Here is a 15,676-nt window from a genome sequence, read left to right on the forward strand (position 1 = left end):
GTCGCGTCGGCCCGGCAGTACGCGTTCCGGTGCGGCGGAGGTCGGGGACCTGAACCGAAACCGCCCGTACGCCACTCCTCGTACGCCGGTCGGCGCACTTCGATCTGCGGGGGTCCGTCCCGCTTCCTACGGTGGCTGAATGATCGTCATGTCAGCTGTCCGCCATGCCGCCGCCGGGGCCACGGCGCTGCTGCTCGTGCTGCCCGTCCCCGCGGCCACGGCATCCTCCGTCACCGAACCCACCCCTCCCGCCGCACGCTTCATCGACACGGCCCGGCTGCACGGCTCGGGGATGCAGGTCCAGCCGCTGCCCGGTGCGCCGGACGCGCCGTCCTCCGTCTCCGCCCTGTCCTGGGTGGTGGCGGACGCCTCCACGGGCGAGGTCCTCGCGGCCCGCAACGCGCACAAGCGACTGCCGCCCGCCAGCACGCTGAAGGCCCTGTTCGCGGTGACCGCGCTCCCCCACATGGGTCAGGAGGAGCGGCATACGGTCACCGAGTCGGAGCTGGCGGGGATCGGCAGCGGCAGCAGCATGGTCGGGGTGCAGGCCGGGCTCTCGTACAAGGTCTCCGACCTGTGGAACGGGGTCTTCCTCAATTCGGGGAACGACGCGGTGCGGGTGCTCGCGGAGATGAACGGCGGCTGGAAGTCCATGGCCCGTCAGATGCAGGCCAAGGCCCGCGCGCTGGGTGCGCGCGACACCCGCGTGGTGTCCCCGGACGGGTACGACGCGCCCGGACAGGTGTCCTCGGCCTTCGACCTGGCGGTCTTCGGGCGGGCCGGGCTGCAGAACCCGGCCTTCGTCCGCTACTGCTCCACGGCCTACGCGAACTTCCCCGCCGGGGGCTGGTCGTACGGCATCCGCAACACCAACCGGCTGCTGACCGGGGAGGACGGCGTCGACCGCTACCCCGGGCTGATCGGTGTGAAGAACGGCTACACCAGCAACGCGGGGAACACCCTGATCGCAGCCGCGCGGCGGGGCTCGCGCACCCTGGTCGTCTCCGTGATGAACCCGCAGTGGGGCGGCGGGCTCGCGGTCTACGAGGAGGCGCGGACGCTGCTGGACTGGGGCTTCGACGCGGCGGGCCGGGTCCAGCCGGTGGGCTCTCTGAACCCCTCGCCCTCGCGCGAGCGGAAGGACGCGGAGGTGAAGGAGGCCGCGGGGAGGGCCGGCGGGAAGGGGCCGAAGGAGTCCGCCCCTGCGGCGGGCCCGGCGCCCGGTCCGCAGCGGACAGGCGTGGCGTCGGTCTCCGACGACTTGGCCGCGCTCGCCTCGCCCCGGAAGGAGGTGCGCCACGAGGACGTGCCGTCGAGTCCCTGGGCCGGCCTTCCGCTGGCCCTGGTCGGGGCGTCCCTCGGCGCCGCGCTCTCGCTCTGGGTCTGGCGTCGGCGGTCGACCGGGCGGGGCGACGGCGGCATGTGACGGCTGGCCGCGCGGCGGGCACGAGAGACCGGGGCCCACGCCACGGCCCCGGCGCACACCGCGCGACAGGCTCCCCCTCCCCGGCCGATCCGTCCGGCCGGGGTCAGGCCGGGGTCATGCCGGGGTCAGGCCGGCAGGAAGTCCCCGAGCAGTTCGGCGAACGCCTCCGGTGCGACCAGGCGGACGCCCAGGTCCTCCGCCTTGGCCCGCTTGGACCCGGCCTTCTCGCCCGCGACCACGAGCCCGGTCCGCCGGGACACGCTGGAGGAGGACCTGCCTCCGGCCCGCTCGATGAGTTCGTTCATCTGATTGCGGGTCAGGGCCTCCAGCGGGCCGGTCATGGCGCCGGTGACGACCACCGACAGACCCGCGAGCGGACCGGCCGGGACGGCGGGAGATGCGGGAGCGACGGCGGACCCGGCGGCCGGGACCGCGTCCGTGGCGGTGTCCGAGGGGTCCGAGGGATCCGAGAGGTCCGTCCCCGACGCGGTACCCGGCGGGGGCGGCGGGGTGGCTCCGGGCTCGGTCATGTTCACCCCCGCGGCGACCAGCTTGTCGACGACCGGGCCGAGTTCGGTCAGTTCGGCGACGATGACCGGTGCCTTCTCCGCCCCGATGCCCGCGACGGTCCGCATCGCCTCCGCGTCGGCCGAACGGACGGCGTCCATGGTCGCGAAGTGGCGGGCTATCCGGCGGGACATGGAACGGCCCGTGCCTCGGATGCCGAGGGCGCACAGGACGCGGGAGAGCGGCCGGGTGCGCGCGGTGGCGAGCGCGGCGAGCAGGTTGTCCGCGCTGGTCTCCCCCATCCGTTCCAGGCCGAGCAGCTGCTCGCGGGTGAGGGTGAAGAGGTCGGCCACGTCGGCGACGAGCGCGGCGTCGACGAGCTGGACGATCCGGGTCGCGCCGAGCCCCTCGATGTCGAGCTGGTCACGGCCGACGGCGTACGAGAGGGCGGCCACGAGGTGGCAGTTCCGGCCCCGCGCGCACCGCCAGCGCTGCTCGCTGCGGTCGATCTCCGAACCGCACTGCGGGCAGGCCTCCGGGAACTCGATCGGCCGCTCCTCCCCGGTCCGCAGCTGGGCGACCGGCGCCTCGACGCGCGGGATGATGTCGCCCGCCTTATGGACCATCACCCGGTCGCCGAGGCGCAGATCGCGGCGGGTGATGTCCGAGGGGTTGTGCAGCGTCGCGTACGTGACGGTGCTGCCGTCGATCTCCACCGGCTCCAGCACGGCCCGGGGCGCGATGACACCCGTACGGCCGACGTTCCACTCGACGGCGAGGAGCCGGGTGACCTTCTCCACGGCCGGCAGCTTGTACGCGATCGCCCAGCGCGGCGCCCGGGAGCCCTCGCCCGCCTCGCGGCGGTCGGCGGCGAGGTCGGCCTTGACGACGATCCCGTCGATCCCGAACGGCAGTTCCGCCCGCAGGGCCGCTATCTCCGCCACCCGGGCCAGCACCTCGGCCACGCCGGTCACCGTCCGGCCGGGAACGGCGGTGGCGCCCGAGGTGTGCAGGCCCAGGGCGACGGCCCGGGCGAGCAGCTCGCTGTGGGCCGCCTCGCCGAGCCCGGCCACGCCCGCGCCCAGGACCCCACCCACGTCCGCAGCCCCGCCCAGGTCCCCGCCCACACCCGCACCCGCGCCGGCGCCCGAACCCGGTCCCGCGCCCGTGCCCTCCTCGCCGGGCGCCGGGTCCAGCGGCAGCAGGTCGTACGCGAAGAAGGTCATCTCCACTCTGTACGGACGGTCCTTGGCGCGCAGCGTGCCCGCCGCGGCGTTGCGGGGGTTGGCGAACGGCTCGCCGCCGTGGGCCACCCGGATCGGATTGGCGGCCTCGAACTGCTCCGTGGTCATGAGGACTTCGCCGCGGACCTCGACCGTGAGGGGCTCGGTGAGGTGCCCCGGCAGACCGACGATCGTGCCGATGGCGTGCGACACGTCCTCCCCGGCCGTGCCGTCGCCGCGGGTGACGAGGCGGGCGAGGCGGCCCCGGTCGTACCGCGCGGCGATCGCGAGTCCGTCGAGCTTCGGCTCGACGCTCCACCGCTCCACGGGCCGGCCGATCCGACGCTCCAGCGAGGCGACCCAGGCCGTGAACTGCTCGGCGGAGAAGACGTTGTCGAGCGAGAGCATGGCCCTCGTGTGCGGTACGTCCCCGGTCGCCGCGCCCCCGGCGACCTTGCCCGTCGGGGTGTCGTCGCGGACCTCCTGCGGATGGTCGGCCTCCCAGGCCGCTATCGCCCGGGCGAGGTGGTCGTAGGCGTCGTCGTCGAGCGGGGACGTGCCCCCCGCGTAATAGGCCGCGGCGGCGCGCTTGGCATCCTCGACCGCCTGCGCGTACGCGGCGGTATCGGCGAGAACCGGAGTCGTCGTCATGGGGTCCATCGTGCCGGTCACCACTGACAACGGGCCTCGGCCACCGGGCGCCACGCGCTCCTCGCGCGCTCGCGCCCTCGCGTCGAGACCCGGTGGCGTCCGGGCCCCGCCCGCCCCGGTTCAGGGTGGCCAGGACCACGGCTTCAGGCGGCGGGACCAGCGGACGACCAGACACAGCAGGCCGATCAGGGTCACGGACCACACGGCCGCGAAGGCCCAGATCAGTGCGGTCGTGGCGGTCGCGACCGCCACGACGAGCAGGCCGAGCGCGAGGAGGCCGAGGAGTGCGACGGACACGGCGAGCGCGTGGCCTCGGCGGCCGGGGCGGGCGGACGTACGGTCGGGCGTACCGCCTGCAGTGCCGAGGGCCGGACGACCCGCCATACGGCGGCCGGGTGTACCGCCGGAATCATCGGCTTCCGGCTTCCTGCGGCCTGCCCTCAGGCGTCGCCTCCGACGTCCCATCGTGCGCAGGCCGCGCTCCAGCCCCACGTCCTCACTCAGATCCCGCTCGATCTCCGCCAGGATGCGCCGCTCACGCTCCGAGAGCCGGGCTTCGTCCATCGCCGGAAACCTCCCACCTGAAGGCCGTGCCCCCGCCGCCCCAGCGGGTACCCGCACGGCACCCGGGAACACACTCAGAACCACCCACGATCAGACCAGAACGGTAGAATTCTGTGCGAACACCGTCATTACGGACAACCACGTGGTGGAGGGACGGCAGGGAGTCGTGACGACGTCCGCGGCGGGCTCCGAGGGGCCCGGGATCACCGGCCTCTCGGCCGAGAACAGACGGCTGCGCGCCGAGCTCACCCGTCGGCATCTGATCGATCTGGCCACCGGCGTCCTCGCGGCCCAGCTCGGCGCCTCCCCAGCCGACGCGGTGGAGCACCTGGCCGCCCTCTCCCACGCGACGGGCCTCGGCGTCGAGGACCTGGCGGCCGACATCGTCAACGGGGTCGCCGGCGGCTCGGGGGCGGACCAGGCCGCCCAGGTGCCGACCGAGCCCGCCCCGGCCGCCCCCGTCGTCTTCAGCACCCCCGACGAGCGGCGCGCGCGGCGGGCGGCCTCCGCCGCCGAGACGACGGACACGGTCGGCGAGGCCGCCCGGGCCCTGCTGGAGGGCGGCCTCGTCCCGCTCGGCGCCGCATGCCTCTGGCTCTGGCAGCGCGACGCGTGGGGCTGCCTGCGGCTCGCCGGGCACGCCGGTGTCGGAGCGACGGAGGCGGCGGCCTGGCGGTGGATCCCGCCTGCCGCGCCACCCGCGTTCCGCTCGGTGCTCGCCGACGGCACGCCCCTCTGGCTCGACGACGGCCCGGAGGCCGGCGAGGTGCTCCCGGGGCCCGCGCGCCGTTCGGCGCGGGCGGTCCTCGCGCTGCGGTCGCGCGGGGCGACGGTGGGCCTGGCCCTGGTCGCCTGGCCGGGCCCCGTCCCTTTCGACGCCCCCCTGAGGAAGGCGCTGATGGGGCTGATCGACGTGGCGGGCACCGTCCTCGACGCGGCCGACTCGCCCTCCACGGCCGTTCCGGGCCTGGTCGACGTCCTGGACGCCCTGGTCCACCCGGCCATGCTGCTGCGGGTCTCCCCACCGCAGGCGCCCCCGGCCGCGCCGGTCGCCGAGCCACCGACCATCGAGCACCTCAACGAGTACGCCGCCGCCGCCCTCGGCGGCGCGACACCGGCCGAGGACCGCTCCCTGGCGCTCGCCCTCCCCCGCGTCCACGCCGACCTCGCCCATCTGATCCGACGCGCCCACCGGACGGCCCGCACCCAGCGCGTGGCCCGGCTCCCGGCATCGGCGCCCCCGGGGCCGGAGCGCCCGGACGAGGGCACCGCCGACCAGGAGGAGCCGACCGCGCTCCTCGACGTACGGGTGCTGCCGGCCGGGGAGGAGCGGGCGGTGGTGCTGTGGCACGCCGCCACCGACCCGGGGCTCGCGACCGAGCGCGCGGTGGCCCGGCTGCAGAGCGTGGCCCTGTTCCAGGACAGCCTGTCCGACGGCGGCACGGTGTGGTCGGAGCAGGCGTACGCCCTTTTCGGCCTGGCACGCGACGAGGCCCCCGTCCCCCTGCTCGGGATGCGGGGCCTGCTGCACCCGGAGGACGGGGAGGCGCTGACCGACCTGCTGAGGGCGCTGACGGAACGGCGCACCGGGGCGCAGACGGTGCTGCGGATCGTCCTCGGCGACGGCACCGTGCGCCACGTCCGGGTGGTGGCCGAGCCGCTCCTGGACGCCGGGGCGGTCATCGGGTTCGCCGGGGTGTACCAGGACGTGTCCGCGAGTCGGCGCGTCGAGGCGGCGCTGAACGCCACCTTCGACCAGTTGACCGCCGTACGGACCCGGGCCGAGCTCCGGCACCAGATGGCGCTCCAGCTCCAGCAGGCGATCGTGCCCGAGGTCCCCGATCTCCAGGAGTTCGAGGGCCTGGTGGTGGCGGCCCGTTACCGGCCGGCGGCGGAGGAGTACCGCGTGGGCGGCGACTGGTACGACGTCCAGCCGCTGCCCTCGGGCAAGATCCTGGTCGCCGTCGGGGACGTGGCCGGGCACGGCATCACGTCCGTGACCGGCATGGTGGCGCTCCACAACGCCCAGCGCGGCCTTGCCTGTACGGGGGAGTCTCCGCGCAGGCTGATGGAGTGGCTCAACGAGGTGGCCCTGCGCACCAGCGGGTACCCGACGGCGACGGCGGTCTGCGCGCTGTACGACCCGGCCGACCGGGTACTGGTCTGGTCGAGCGCGGGGCACCTGCCGATGCTGCTCGTACGGGACGGCGAGGCGCGGCTGGTCGACATGCCGCCGGACATCCTGCTCGGCGCGGTTCCCTCGTACGCGTACCAGGAACGCCGCATCACCCTGTGCCGGGGCGACACGCTGCTGCTGTACACGGACGGGCTGATCGAGCGCCGTCACGACAGCCTGGACGACGGCCTCGAACGGCTCGCCGCGCAGGCGGAACTCCTCAGTGACCACCCGCCGGACGAGCAGGTGGAGGGGCTCCTCGACGCCGCCCCCGGCGACACGGACGACGACACGAGCATCGTGGCCGTACGCGTCCGCTGACGACGGCGCGTGCCTGCGGGGGTCCTGGGGGGCGGCTCCTGCGTCAGGGTGGGGCGGACACCGCGTGGGCGGGCGTCGGGGCAGAGCGGCGCCAGGGCGGCCCCTGCGTCAGGGCGGGGTCGGGCCCGCCAGCCACTGGCGGACCTTGGCCATCAGCTCGTCGGCGTCCACGGGCTTCGCGACGTAGTCGCTGGCGCCCGCGGCGAGGGCGCGGGCCCGGTCGCCCGGCATGGCCTTCGCGGTGACCGCGATGACGGGCAGGTGGCGGCGGCCGGGGAGGTCGCGGATCGCGCCGGTGGTGGCGTAGCCGTCGAGGCCCGCCATCATCACGTCCATCAGGACGAGTTCGACCTCCTCGTGCGCCTCCAGGAGCGCGAGCCCCGCGCGGCCGCTGTCGGCCTGGAGGACGTGGACGCCATGGCGTTCCAGGACCTCGGTGAGGGCGTAGACGTTGCGGACGTCGTCGTCGACGACGAGGACAGCGCGGCCGGCCGTCGTGGGGTCGGGGCCGTCGGCGCGGTCGGCCCCGACCTCTCCGGCGGCGCGGCCGGTGTCGGTGCCGGCGGCGGGCAGCGCCGCGCCCGGCTCTCCGGCGTGCGCCGCCGTCGAGGCGCCGTCCGCCGGAGCGGGCAGGTAGAACGTGAACCGGCTGCCCTGGCCGGGGCTGGAGTTGACGTCGATGACGCCGCCGAGGAGGCCGGCCACCTCGCGGCTGATGGAGAGGCCGAGTCCGGTGCCGCCGTACCGGCGGGCCGTGGTGCCGTCGCCCTGCTGGAAGGCGCCGAAGACCTCTTCGAGGCGCTCGGCGGGAATGCCGACGCCGGTGTCGCTGACGCGGAAGGCGAGCACGGGTCCGTTCCCGCGCACACCGACGGGGAGTTCGTCGGCGTCGGCGTGCTCGATGATGAACTCCACCCCGCCCTGGTCGGTGAACTTCAGCGCGTTGGAGAGCAGGTTGCGCAGGATCTGCCGCAACCGTGACTCGTCGGTGGTCAGTTCCTCGGGCACGTCCGAGGAGACGGTGATGGAGAAGGAGAGGCCGCGCTCGTCGGCCACCGGCCCGAAGGTCGCCTCCAGGTACTCGAGGAGCTGGTGGAGGGCGAAGCGTTCGGGCCGGATGTCCATCTTGCCCGCCTCGACCTTGGAGAGGTCGAGGATGTCGTTGATCAGCTGGAGCAGGTCGGAGCCGGCGGAGTGGATGACCTCGGCGTAGTCGACCTGCTTCTCCGTCAGGTTCTCCTCCGGGTTCTGGGCGAGCAACCGGGCCAGGATCAGCAGGCTGTTGAGCGGGGTGCGCAGCTCGTGGCTCATGTTGGCGAGGAACTCGGACTTGTACATGGAGGTCCGGGAGAGCTGGTGGGCGCGCGCCTCCAGTTCCTGGCGGGCCTGCTCGATGACGAGGTTCTTGGACTCGATGTCCTGGTTGCGCTCCGCGAGCAGCGCCGCCTTCTCCTTCAGTTCGGCGTTGGAGCGCTGGAGTTCCTTCTGCCTGGCCTGCAACTCCTGCGAGCTGGAGCGCAGTTCGTCGGTGAGGCGCTGGGACTGGCCGAGGAGTTCGTCGGTGCGGAGGTTGGCGACGAGCGAGCTGACGACGGCGCCCGCGGTCTCGACGAACCCTTCGAGGAAGTCGCGGTGGAGGTCCGAGAAGGGCCGGAGCGAGGCGAGCTCGACGGCGCCGAGGATCTGGTCCTCCACGACGATCGGCAGGATGACCAGTATGGCCGGTTCGCCGGAGCCGGCCGCGGAGGCGACGGTGGCGTAGCCGGCCGGGACGTCCTCCACGACCAGGGTGCGACGGTCGCGGGCGGCCTGGCCGACGAGCGACTGGCCGAGGCGGAAGCGGCGCGGCGGGTCGTCCGGGTCGTCGGGGGCTCCGTAGGAGGCGGTGACGACGAGTTCGGTGCCGCGTCGGTCGTGGCGGGCGAGGAAGAAGGCGCCGTACTGGGCGGAGACCAGCGGCGGGACCTCGGTCATGATGAGGTCGGCGAGATCCGGGAGGGTGCGGGTGCCCTGCATGAGGCCCGCGACCCGGGCGATGTTGGTCTTGAGCCAGTCCTGCTCCTCGTTGGCGCGGGTGGTGGCCCGCAGCGACTCGACCATCGCGTTGATGTTGTCCGTCAGGTCCCCGACCTCGCCGGGGGCGTCGACGGTGATGGACCGGGTGAGGTCCCCCTCGGCGACGGCGCTGGTGACCTCGGCGATGGCCCGGACCTGACGGGTCAGGTTGCCGGCGAGTTCGTTGACGTTCTCGGTGAGCCGCTTCCAGGTGCCGGAGACACCTTCCACCTCGGCCTGGCCGCCGAGTTTGCCTTCGGTGCCGACCTCGCGGGCGACCCGGGTCACCTCGGCGGCGAAGGAGGACAGCTGGTCGACCATGGTGTTGATGGTGGTCTTCAGCTCCAGGATCTCGCCGCGCGCGGAGACGTCGATGCGGCTGGTGAGGTCGCCCTGGGCGACGGCCGTGGTCACCTGTGCGATGTTGCGGACCTGGTTGGTCAGGTTGTCGGCCATGGAGTTGACGTTGTCCGTGAGGTCCTTCCAGGTGCCGGAGACGCCCAGGACGGTGGCCTGGCCGCCGAGTTTGCCCTCCGTGCCGACCTCGCGGGCCACCCGGGTGACCTCCTCGGCGAAGGAGGACAGCCGGTCGACCATGGTGTTGATGGTCTCCTTGAGCTCCAGGATCTCGCCCCGGGCGTCGACCTGGATCTTCCGGGTGAGGTCGCCCCGGGCGACGGCCGTGGCGACCTGGGCGATGGAGCGGACCTGGGAGGTCAGGTTGTCGGCCATGGTGTTGACGCCGGACGTCAACTCACGCCAGACCCCGCTGACGCGGGGCTCGCGGGCCCGGCCGCCGAGCAGGCCCTGCCCGCCGACCTCGCCGGCGACGCGCGTGATCTCGGAGGTGACCAGGGAGAGCTGGTCGACCATGTCGTTGTAGACGGCCGCGATCTCGCCGAGGGTTCCTTCGGCGGACTCCGGCTGCCGGACGGACAGGTCGCCGTCACGGACGGCGGTGAGCCCGGCCAGGAGCCGGGCGAGTCCGTCCTCGCCGAGTCGGTCGGCCGGTCCGCCGAGTCGGTCGGCCGGTCCGCCGGGTTCGTCGGACGCGGCCGGCCGGGGGGAACTCTCCATCGCGGCTCCTCACGCGCGGCTCCTCACACTCCACGGAGCGGTACTCCGGTCACAGGTACGGGCCCGGTACGGGACCGAGGGCGGCCTGTCCGGTACACGGCCGGGGCGAGCGGGGCGGCCCACAGGGGTCGCACCGGGCCCGGCTTCTCCACTCTAGGCACGCCCGGGCGCGGCGGCAGCGCCGGTGATCGCGACCTCGAACCAGACGGCCTTGCCCACCCTGCGCGGGAGGGTCCCCCAGCGGGTCGAGAGTCGTTCGAGCAGGTAGAGCCCGTGCCCGGAGGAGCGGCCGGCCACGTGCGGGCCGTGCGGGCGCGGAGGTACCGGACTGGTGTCACTCACTTGGACCCACAGGCGTCCGCGCGAGCCGTCCAGGCGGAACTCGTACGGCCTGCCACCGTGGCGGCACGCGTTGGTGACGACCTCCGAGACCAGCAGCAGCACGTCCTCGACGAGCACCTCCCGCGCCCCGTCGACGGGGCCGAGCCAGTCTCCCAGGGCCTCGCGGGCGAGGTCGCGGCACTCACCCACCACGCCGGGACCCTCGCGGAGCTCGTAGCGGCGGGCCAGTCGGGTGAATCGGGTGAGCCGGTTGTCCTGCCGTCCGATCGTCGTCATACCGTGCCGTCTGCCCGGACAGACTGTGTCAAACCACCCATATAGGGAATGATGGGGTCAGGACTCGAACGACGGAGCCCGCACCGCCCGCATGGGCGGCGGGGCTCGCCCCACCCCCGTCGAGGGAGCCATATGTCCACCGTCCGGAACCCATCCGTCCCGAACCGCACAGAGCCCGGTCCGCCCGCCGTACGCGAGGCGGGGACCGATTCCGTCGGGGTGCGCGAGCGCGCGCTGGCCGGCCTGCCCGAGATCGACCGGCCCACCGAGGTGAGCACCGGCGACGCCCAGACGGTCTCCACGGCGCTCTTCGCCCGGCTGGAGAGCCTGGAGGAGGGCACGCCGGAGCACGCGTACGTGCGGAACACGCTGGTCGAGCTGAACCTCAGCCTGGTGAAGTTCGCGGCCCGCCGCTTCCGGAACCGCGCCGAGCCGACGGAGGACATCATCCAGGTCGGCACGATCGGTCTGATCAAGGCGATCGACCGCTTCGAGACCGGCCGGGAGGTCGAGTTCTCGGCCTTCGCGCTGCCGACGATCGTCGGCGAGATGAAACGATTCTTCCGGGACACCAGCTGGGCGGTGCAGGTGCCGCGCCGACTTCAGGAGCTGCGGATCGAGCTGGCCAAGGCCATCGACACGCTGGAGCAGCGGCTCGGTCGGCGTCCGACCCGGGCGGAGCTCGCCGCGCATCTGCACCTCGACGAGGAGAGCGTGGCCGAGGGCGAGCAGGCCTCCAACGGCTATGTCGCCCGCTCGCTCGACACCCCCACCGGGGACGACGAGACCTCCGTGAGCGCCGGCGCCCGGCGGCTCGGCTCGGAGGAGCACGCGTTCGAGGTCATCGACGCGCTGGAGTCGCTCAAGCCGCTGATCGCGGGGCTCGACACGCGGGACCGCCGGATCCTGGCGCTGCGCTTCGGCGAGGAGCTGACGCAGGCGGAGATCGGCGAGCGACTGGGCCTCTCGCAGATGCACATCTCCCGGCTGCTGGCCCGCATCCTGGACGAACTCCGGACGGGCCTGCTGGAGGACGCGCCGGAGCAGCCGGTGGGCTAGGCGGGGTCGAGGCCGGGCGGGTCGAGGCCGGCCGGGCGGGTCGAGGTCGGCCAAGCGGGTCGAGGTCGGCCGAGCGGGTCGAGGTCGGCCGAGCCCCGGAGAGTACAAACGCGCCGCCCGGGGCGGCGGGGCTGATCCTGACAGTCAGCCCCGCCGCCCCGGGCGGCTGATCTCCAACCAGACGACCTTGCCGCGCTCGCGGGGTTCGGAGCCCCAGGCGGCGGCCAGGCGGTCCAGGACCATCAGGCCGTGGCCGCCCGGCAGGGACGGGGCCCTGGGCTGGCGGCGCCTCGGGAGTTCGGGGCTCGCGTCGGCGACCTCGACGCGCAGTTGGCCGGCCCGCTGGCGCAGGACCAGTTCCTCAGGGCCTTCGGCGTGCAGGCAGGCGTTGGTGACGACCTCGGAGACCAGCAGCAGGACGTCTTCCACACGCTCCCGCGCCTCGTCGTCGTCGGCCGGGGTCCAGCCCCAGTCGCCCAGCGCCTCCGCCGTGAAGTCGCGGCAGCGCGTGACGACGCCCCGGGTCCCGAACAGCACCAGCCGCCGGACCTGGCCCTCGTCCACGACGTTCCTGCCCACGGCTCCCTCCGCCATCCCGCGCCCTAGCCGCCTGCCCGGCGGTCCGTGAGCGCCTCGGCCACGTTGTCGTACACCTGGAACACGGTCCGTGCCCCCGTGATCTCGAACATCCGGGAGACGGGCGGGTGCAGGCCCGCCAGTTCCAGCCGGCCGCCCGCCTCCAGCGCCTGGAGCCGGGCGCGCAACAGCACGTTGAGACCGGTCGAGTCGCAGAAGCTCAGCCCCTCGCAGTCGACCACGATCCGCACCGCGCCGTTCCGTTCCTCCAGCGCGGTCCGCAGCGTGTCCGCCGTGTCGTGGTCGAGTTCCCCCGCGAGGGAGAGCACCACGGAGCCGGGTTGCGGACCGGACTCGGCCGTGACGGCGAAGCGCTCCGACGTCATCCGGTCACCCGCCTCTCTCCGTTCTCGCCACGGCGTCTACCCCACTCATGCCCCGGGAAGCACGCTTTGCCTCATCGAGGTCGCCCGGCGCCGCGTCGGGGACCGGCAGGAGCCCCATGTGGCGGCCACGAGGAGTCCGTGGGGGCCGGCGGGCGCCGCGCCCGGGGTTGGCGGGCGCCGCGTCCGGGGTCCGCCGGGGGGCGACGCGTGGCAGGCCGGCCGGGCGCCGCATCGGCGGCCCCCGGGCGCGGCGGCCGTTCAGGCTCCGGGCAGCCGTTCCAGCGTCTGGCGGGACCCCGCGTGCCCGCCACCGACGGGCGTGGCGTGCGCGTTCTCGACGGGCGCGGAGTGCGTGCCTCCGACGGGCGCGGAATGCGCGCCTCCGACGTACCGTTCGGCGGCGTGCACCGCCTCGCGCGCGGTCCGCTCCCCCATCAGCACGCACAGCGTGTACGCGGTGTCCTCGAAACTGCGGCGGATCGAGAGGTCGCAGGGACTGGCCAGGACCACCCGTTCCTGGCTCCGGTAGTGCCGCAGCAGCCGGTCGATCGTGTTTCTGTCGGGCAGCAACATCATGTCCTCCTGGCGCGACCCCCCTCCCTCCGTCGCTCCATATTCGGGTCGACGCGTCACCCGCGCGACCCATGCGAACACGTTGTGTCACGCCAAGGGGTCCGGCGTGCGCGTCCGCCGAGGATGGCGGAAGGTCGATGCATGAAGGCGAGTGAGGAATTGAAGGTCGTCGTCACCGGCGCCACGGGCAACGTCGGGACGAGTCTGGTCCGGGCCCTGGAGCGGGAGCCGCGGATCACCTCCGTCCTCGGTCTGGCCCGGCGCAGACCTTCGTTGTCCCTGGAGAAGACCGAGTGGGCCGAGGTGGACCTGTCGCTGGACGGCGACGAGCCGCGCCTGGCGCGGTACATCGAGAACGCCGACGCCGTCGTCCATCTGGCCTGGGCCTTCCAGCCGACCCACGATCCGGCCTCGACCTGGCGGACCAACGTCCTCGGGGCGCTACGGGTCTTCGACGCGGTGGCGGCGGCCCAGGTGCCCACGCTGGTGTACGCCTCGTCCGTCGGCGCCTACTCCCCCGGGCCCGGAACCGGCGTGCCCGTCTCGGAGTCCTGGCCGACGCACGGCTGGCCGGGGGCCGCGTACACCCGCGAGAAGGCGTACCTGGAACGGGTCCTGGACACCTTCGAGCGCGACCATCCGCAGACCCGGGTGGTGCGGATGCGCCCCTGCTTCCTCTTCAAGGAGGAGGCGGCCAGCGAGCAGCGGCGGATCTTCGCGGGCCGGTACTTCCCCGGCTGGCTGATGCGCCCCGATCTGCTGCCGCTCCTCCCCGACCTGGACGGCCTGCGCTTCCAGGCGATGCACACGGACGACGCGGCGGACGCCTATCGCCGCGCTCTCCTCCGGGACGTGCGGGGCGCGTTCAACATCGCCGCCGATCCGGTGATCGACTCGGCCGCGCTCGCCGAACTCCTGGACGCCCGGCCCGTGAAGGTGCCGAGCGGGGCGGCGCGCGGCGTGCTCTCGGCTGCCTGGCGGCTACGGGTCGCCGCCGCCTCCCCCGATCTCTTCGACGCGGTCCTCAGGTTGCCCCTGCTGTCAACCGAGCGGGCGCGCCGGGAGCTGGAGTGGGAGCCGTCCCGGTCCTCGCTGGAGGCGCTGGGCGCCTTCCTGCGGGGCGTACGGGCGGGCAGCGGCGACGCGACGGACCCGCTCACGGGGCGCCGCGTGGGGTGACGGCGCAGGAACGACCGGGAAGGCCGAGGGCCGCCGGACCCGGACCGGCCGCGCGCGTCAGTCCGCCCGGCGCCCGTCCCGCCCTTCCCGACCGTACGCCGCCCAGTCCACGACGCCCATGGCCGCGCCGGCCGCCTCCCGGCCGCCGCAGTGGGCGCGATGGCGGGCCGCGATGCCGTCGATGTCGAGGTGGCGGGCGAACGCCGGTCGCGCGGCGAGCCGTCGGGCGTAGGACCAGAGCGCGGTGTGTCCGGCGATCCGGTGCAGCGCGCCCGCGTCGAGGTGGCGGCGGTGGACGGTGTCGAGCTGGACGAGGCTCACCCATACGTGGACGTCGGCGGCGGTGAGGCCGTCGCCGAGGACGTACGCCTGCCGCCCCAGCCGACGCTCCAACCCGCCGAGTGTGGCGAGAAGTTCGTCGAGCGGGCCCCGATGGGCGGTCGCCTCGTCGAGACCCAGCTCCCCCGCGCGCTGCGCGGCTCGGTCGATGCCGCGCTCGCAGAGTTCACCGAGCGCGTCGATCTCCGCCTCGCGCCCCTCGGGCAGCAGGTCGGGGCGGCCGGGGGCACGGAACCGCAGCGCGAGGTCGCGCAGGATGTCGGGCGCGTGGGTGCTGACGATCCGGCCGGTCCACCCGTCACTCAGCACGGGCGCGACGGCCGGGCCCGTGTACTGGTGGGCGCTCGCCTCGTACAGCGGGCGCAGGGCCGCGTATCCGCTGCCGGGCGTGTCCGGGACGGCGGGGAGGAGCGCCAGCGGGACGGTTTCCTCCAGCCCGAGGAGGGCGTGCGTGACGGCGACGCGCAGACAGCCGGGACAGGCGGGGGACAGATGGAGTCGGTAGCGGTGCGGCACGGCGTAGTGGCCGCTGCGGACGTCCCGGCCGATGCGGCCCCTGAAGACCGGAGCGGCACTCGCAGGAACGGCCACGGTCGACGGCGGCACGGCCGGCGGGGCGACGGTCGGCACAGTGGCCGCAGCGGCGACGGTCGACGGGGAGGCCGAGGGGACGGCGGCGGTCGTCTCGTACGCGGACGGGACGACGACGGTCGACGGGGAGGAGGAGGGGACGGCGGCGGTCGTCTCGTACGCGGACGGGACGACGGCGGTCGTCGGGGTGTGCGGGCCGATCTGCGGGGTGACGGACATGCTTCTCCCTGGGGGTGCTCGGTGCTGGGTCACGGTGCGCGCGACGGCGTCGGCGGGCGCCCGGAGGCAGCAGAGGTACGGGAAGGAGGAGAGCGGGCGGCCGTGGCGAGGGGCGGGCGGACGGGCCCGGCGGCTC

At 74.1% G+C, this 15,676-nt stretch carries 12 protein-coding genes; 4 read left to right on the plus strand and 8 right to left on the minus strand.

The features are described 5' to 3' along the window. Nucleotides 1-139 precede the first annotated feature (139 nt). On the plus strand, nt 140-1,426 hold the full coding sequence (locus tag ACIPPS_RS13335) for a D-alanyl-D-alanine carboxypeptidase family protein (RefSeq protein WP_401430463.1): 1,287 nt from the start codon (nt 140-142) through the stop codon (nt 1,424-1,426). A 125-nt stretch (nt 1,427-1,551) separates the two neighbouring features. Here ACIPPS_RS13335 and ligA read toward each other — a convergent pair whose 3' ends face one another. Together ligA and ACIPPS_RS13345 are read right to left on the minus strand one after the other, a co-directional pair. Beyond that, a complete protein-coding gene (ligA, locus tag ACIPPS_RS13340) occupies nt 1,552-3,816 on the minus strand; it encodes an NAD-dependent DNA ligase LigA (protein ID WP_401430465.1) in 2,265 nt (754 codons plus the stop codon). Between the two features lie 111 nt (nt 3,817-3,927). Continuing rightward, nucleotides 3,928-4,371: a hypothetical protein gene (locus ACIPPS_RS13345; RefSeq protein ID WP_401430467.1), complete on the minus strand. Its 444-nt coding sequence runs from the start codon at nt 4,369-4,371 to the stop codon at nt 3,928-3,930. Nucleotides 4,372-4,537: 166 nt separating this feature from the next. On the opposite strand from ACIPPS_RS13345, the gene ACIPPS_RS13350 reads away from it, so the two are divergent. After that, on the plus strand, nt 4,538-6,868 hold the full coding sequence (locus tag ACIPPS_RS13350) for a SpoIIE family protein phosphatase (RefSeq protein WP_401430469.1): 2,331 nt from the start codon (nt 4,538-4,540) through the stop codon (nt 6,866-6,868). 108 nt (nt 6,869-6,976) lie between these two features. Here ACIPPS_RS13350 and ACIPPS_RS13355 read toward each other — a convergent pair whose 3' ends face one another. Together ACIPPS_RS13355 and ACIPPS_RS13360 are read right to left on the minus strand one after the other, a co-directional pair. Beyond that, on the minus strand, nt 6,977-10,000 hold the full coding sequence (locus ACIPPS_RS13355; RefSeq protein WP_401430471.1) for a HAMP domain-containing protein: 3,024 nt from the start codon (nt 9,998-10,000) through the stop codon (nt 6,977-6,979). A gap of 153 nt (nt 10,001-10,153) precedes the next feature. Next, nucleotides 10,154-10,618 (minus strand): ATP-binding protein, encoded by a 465-nt coding sequence (locus tag ACIPPS_RS13360; RefSeq protein WP_401430473.1) that lies wholly within the window; start codon nt 10,616-10,618, stop codon nt 10,154-10,156. A gap of 132 nt (nt 10,619-10,750) precedes the next feature. Between ACIPPS_RS13360 and ACIPPS_RS13365 the strand changes: the two genes are divergently transcribed. Then, nucleotides 10,751-11,677, plus strand: a complete 927-nt coding sequence (locus tag ACIPPS_RS13365) for a SigB/SigF/SigG family RNA polymerase sigma factor (RefSeq protein ID WP_401430475.1) — start codon at nt 10,751-10,753, stop codon at nt 11,675-11,677. 144 nt (nt 11,678-11,821) lie between these two features. Here the strand turns inward: ACIPPS_RS13365 and ACIPPS_RS13370 are convergent, their stop codons facing one another. From ACIPPS_RS13370 to ACIPPS_RS13380, 3 genes are all read right to left on the minus strand, one after another. Continuing rightward, nucleotides 11,822-12,256, minus strand: a complete 435-nt coding sequence (locus tag ACIPPS_RS13370; protein WP_401430477.1) for an ATP-binding protein — start codon at nt 12,254-12,256, stop codon at nt 11,822-11,824. A gap of 23 nt (nt 12,257-12,279) precedes the next feature. Beyond that, nucleotides 12,280-12,639, minus strand: coding sequence for an STAS domain-containing protein (locus ACIPPS_RS13375; RefSeq protein ID WP_401430479.1), 360 nt, complete (start codon nt 12,637-12,639; stop codon nt 12,280-12,282). A gap of 258 nt (nt 12,640-12,897) precedes the next feature. Beyond that, nucleotides 12,898-13,215 carry a DUF5133 domain-containing protein gene (locus tag ACIPPS_RS13380; RefSeq protein WP_401430481.1) on the minus strand — a complete coding sequence of 106 codons (318 nt, stop codon included), beginning with the start codon at nt 13,213-13,215 and terminating at the stop codon, nt 12,898-12,900. Nucleotides 13,216-13,353: 138 nt separating this feature from the next. On the opposite strand from ACIPPS_RS13380, the gene ACIPPS_RS13385 reads away from it, so the two are divergent. Further along, entirely contained in the window at nt 13,354-14,391 is a 1,038-nt protein-coding gene (locus tag ACIPPS_RS13385; protein WP_401430483.1) for an NAD-dependent epimerase/dehydratase family protein, read from the plus strand. Nucleotides 14,392-14,448: 57 nt separating this feature from the next. On the opposite strand, the gene ACIPPS_RS13390 is transcribed toward ACIPPS_RS13385, so the two are convergent. After that, nucleotides 14,449-15,540: a glutathione S-transferase C-terminal domain-containing protein gene (locus ACIPPS_RS13390; RefSeq protein WP_401430485.1), complete on the minus strand. Its 1,092-nt coding sequence runs from the start codon at nt 15,538-15,540 to the stop codon at nt 14,449-14,451. Nucleotides 15,541-15,676: the final 136 nt, after the last annotated feature.

The sequence above is a fragment of the Streptomyces sp. NPDC090127 genome (assembly GCF_044746945.1).
GTDB lineage: Bacteria > Actinomycetota > Actinomycetes > Streptomycetales > Streptomycetaceae > Streptomyces.

Excerpts from the sequence above, each read along its gene's own strand:
- ACIPPS_RS13335 (WP_401430463.1), top strand. The coding sequence starts at position 140 with ATGATCGTCATGTCAGCTGTCCGCCATGCCGCCGCCGGGGCCACGGCG.
- ligA (WP_401430465.1), bottom strand. The coding sequence starts at position 3,816 with ATGGACCCCATGACGACGACTCCGGTTCTCGCCGATACCGCCGCGTAC.
- ACIPPS_RS13345 (WP_401430467.1), bottom strand. The coding sequence starts at position 4,371 with ATGGACGAAGCCCGGCTCTCGGAGCGTGAGCGGCGCATCCTGGCGGAG.
- ACIPPS_RS13355 (WP_401430471.1), bottom strand. The coding sequence starts at position 10,000 with ATGGAGAGTTCCCCCCGGCCGGCCGCGTCCGACGAACCCGGCGGACCG.
- ACIPPS_RS13360 (WP_401430473.1), bottom strand. The coding sequence starts at position 10,618 with ATGACGACGATCGGACGGCAGGACAACCGGCTCACCCGATTCACCCGA.
- ACIPPS_RS13365 (WP_401430475.1), top strand. The coding sequence starts at position 10,751 with ATGTCCACCGTCCGGAACCCATCCGTCCCGAACCGCACAGAGCCCGGT.
- ACIPPS_RS13375 (WP_401430479.1), bottom strand. The coding sequence starts at position 12,639 with ATGACGTCGGAGCGCTTCGCCGTCACGGCCGAGTCCGGTCCGCAACCC.
- ACIPPS_RS13380 (WP_401430481.1), bottom strand. The coding sequence starts at position 13,215 with ATGATGTTGCTGCCCGACAGAAACACGATCGACCGGCTGCTGCGGCAC.
- ACIPPS_RS13385 (WP_401430483.1), top strand. The coding sequence starts at position 13,354 with ATGAAGGCGAGTGAGGAATTGAAGGTCGTCGTCACCGGCGCCACGGGC.
- ACIPPS_RS13390 (WP_401430485.1), bottom strand. The coding sequence starts at position 15,540 with ATGTCCGTCACCCCGCAGATCGGCCCGCACACCCCGACGACCGCCGTC.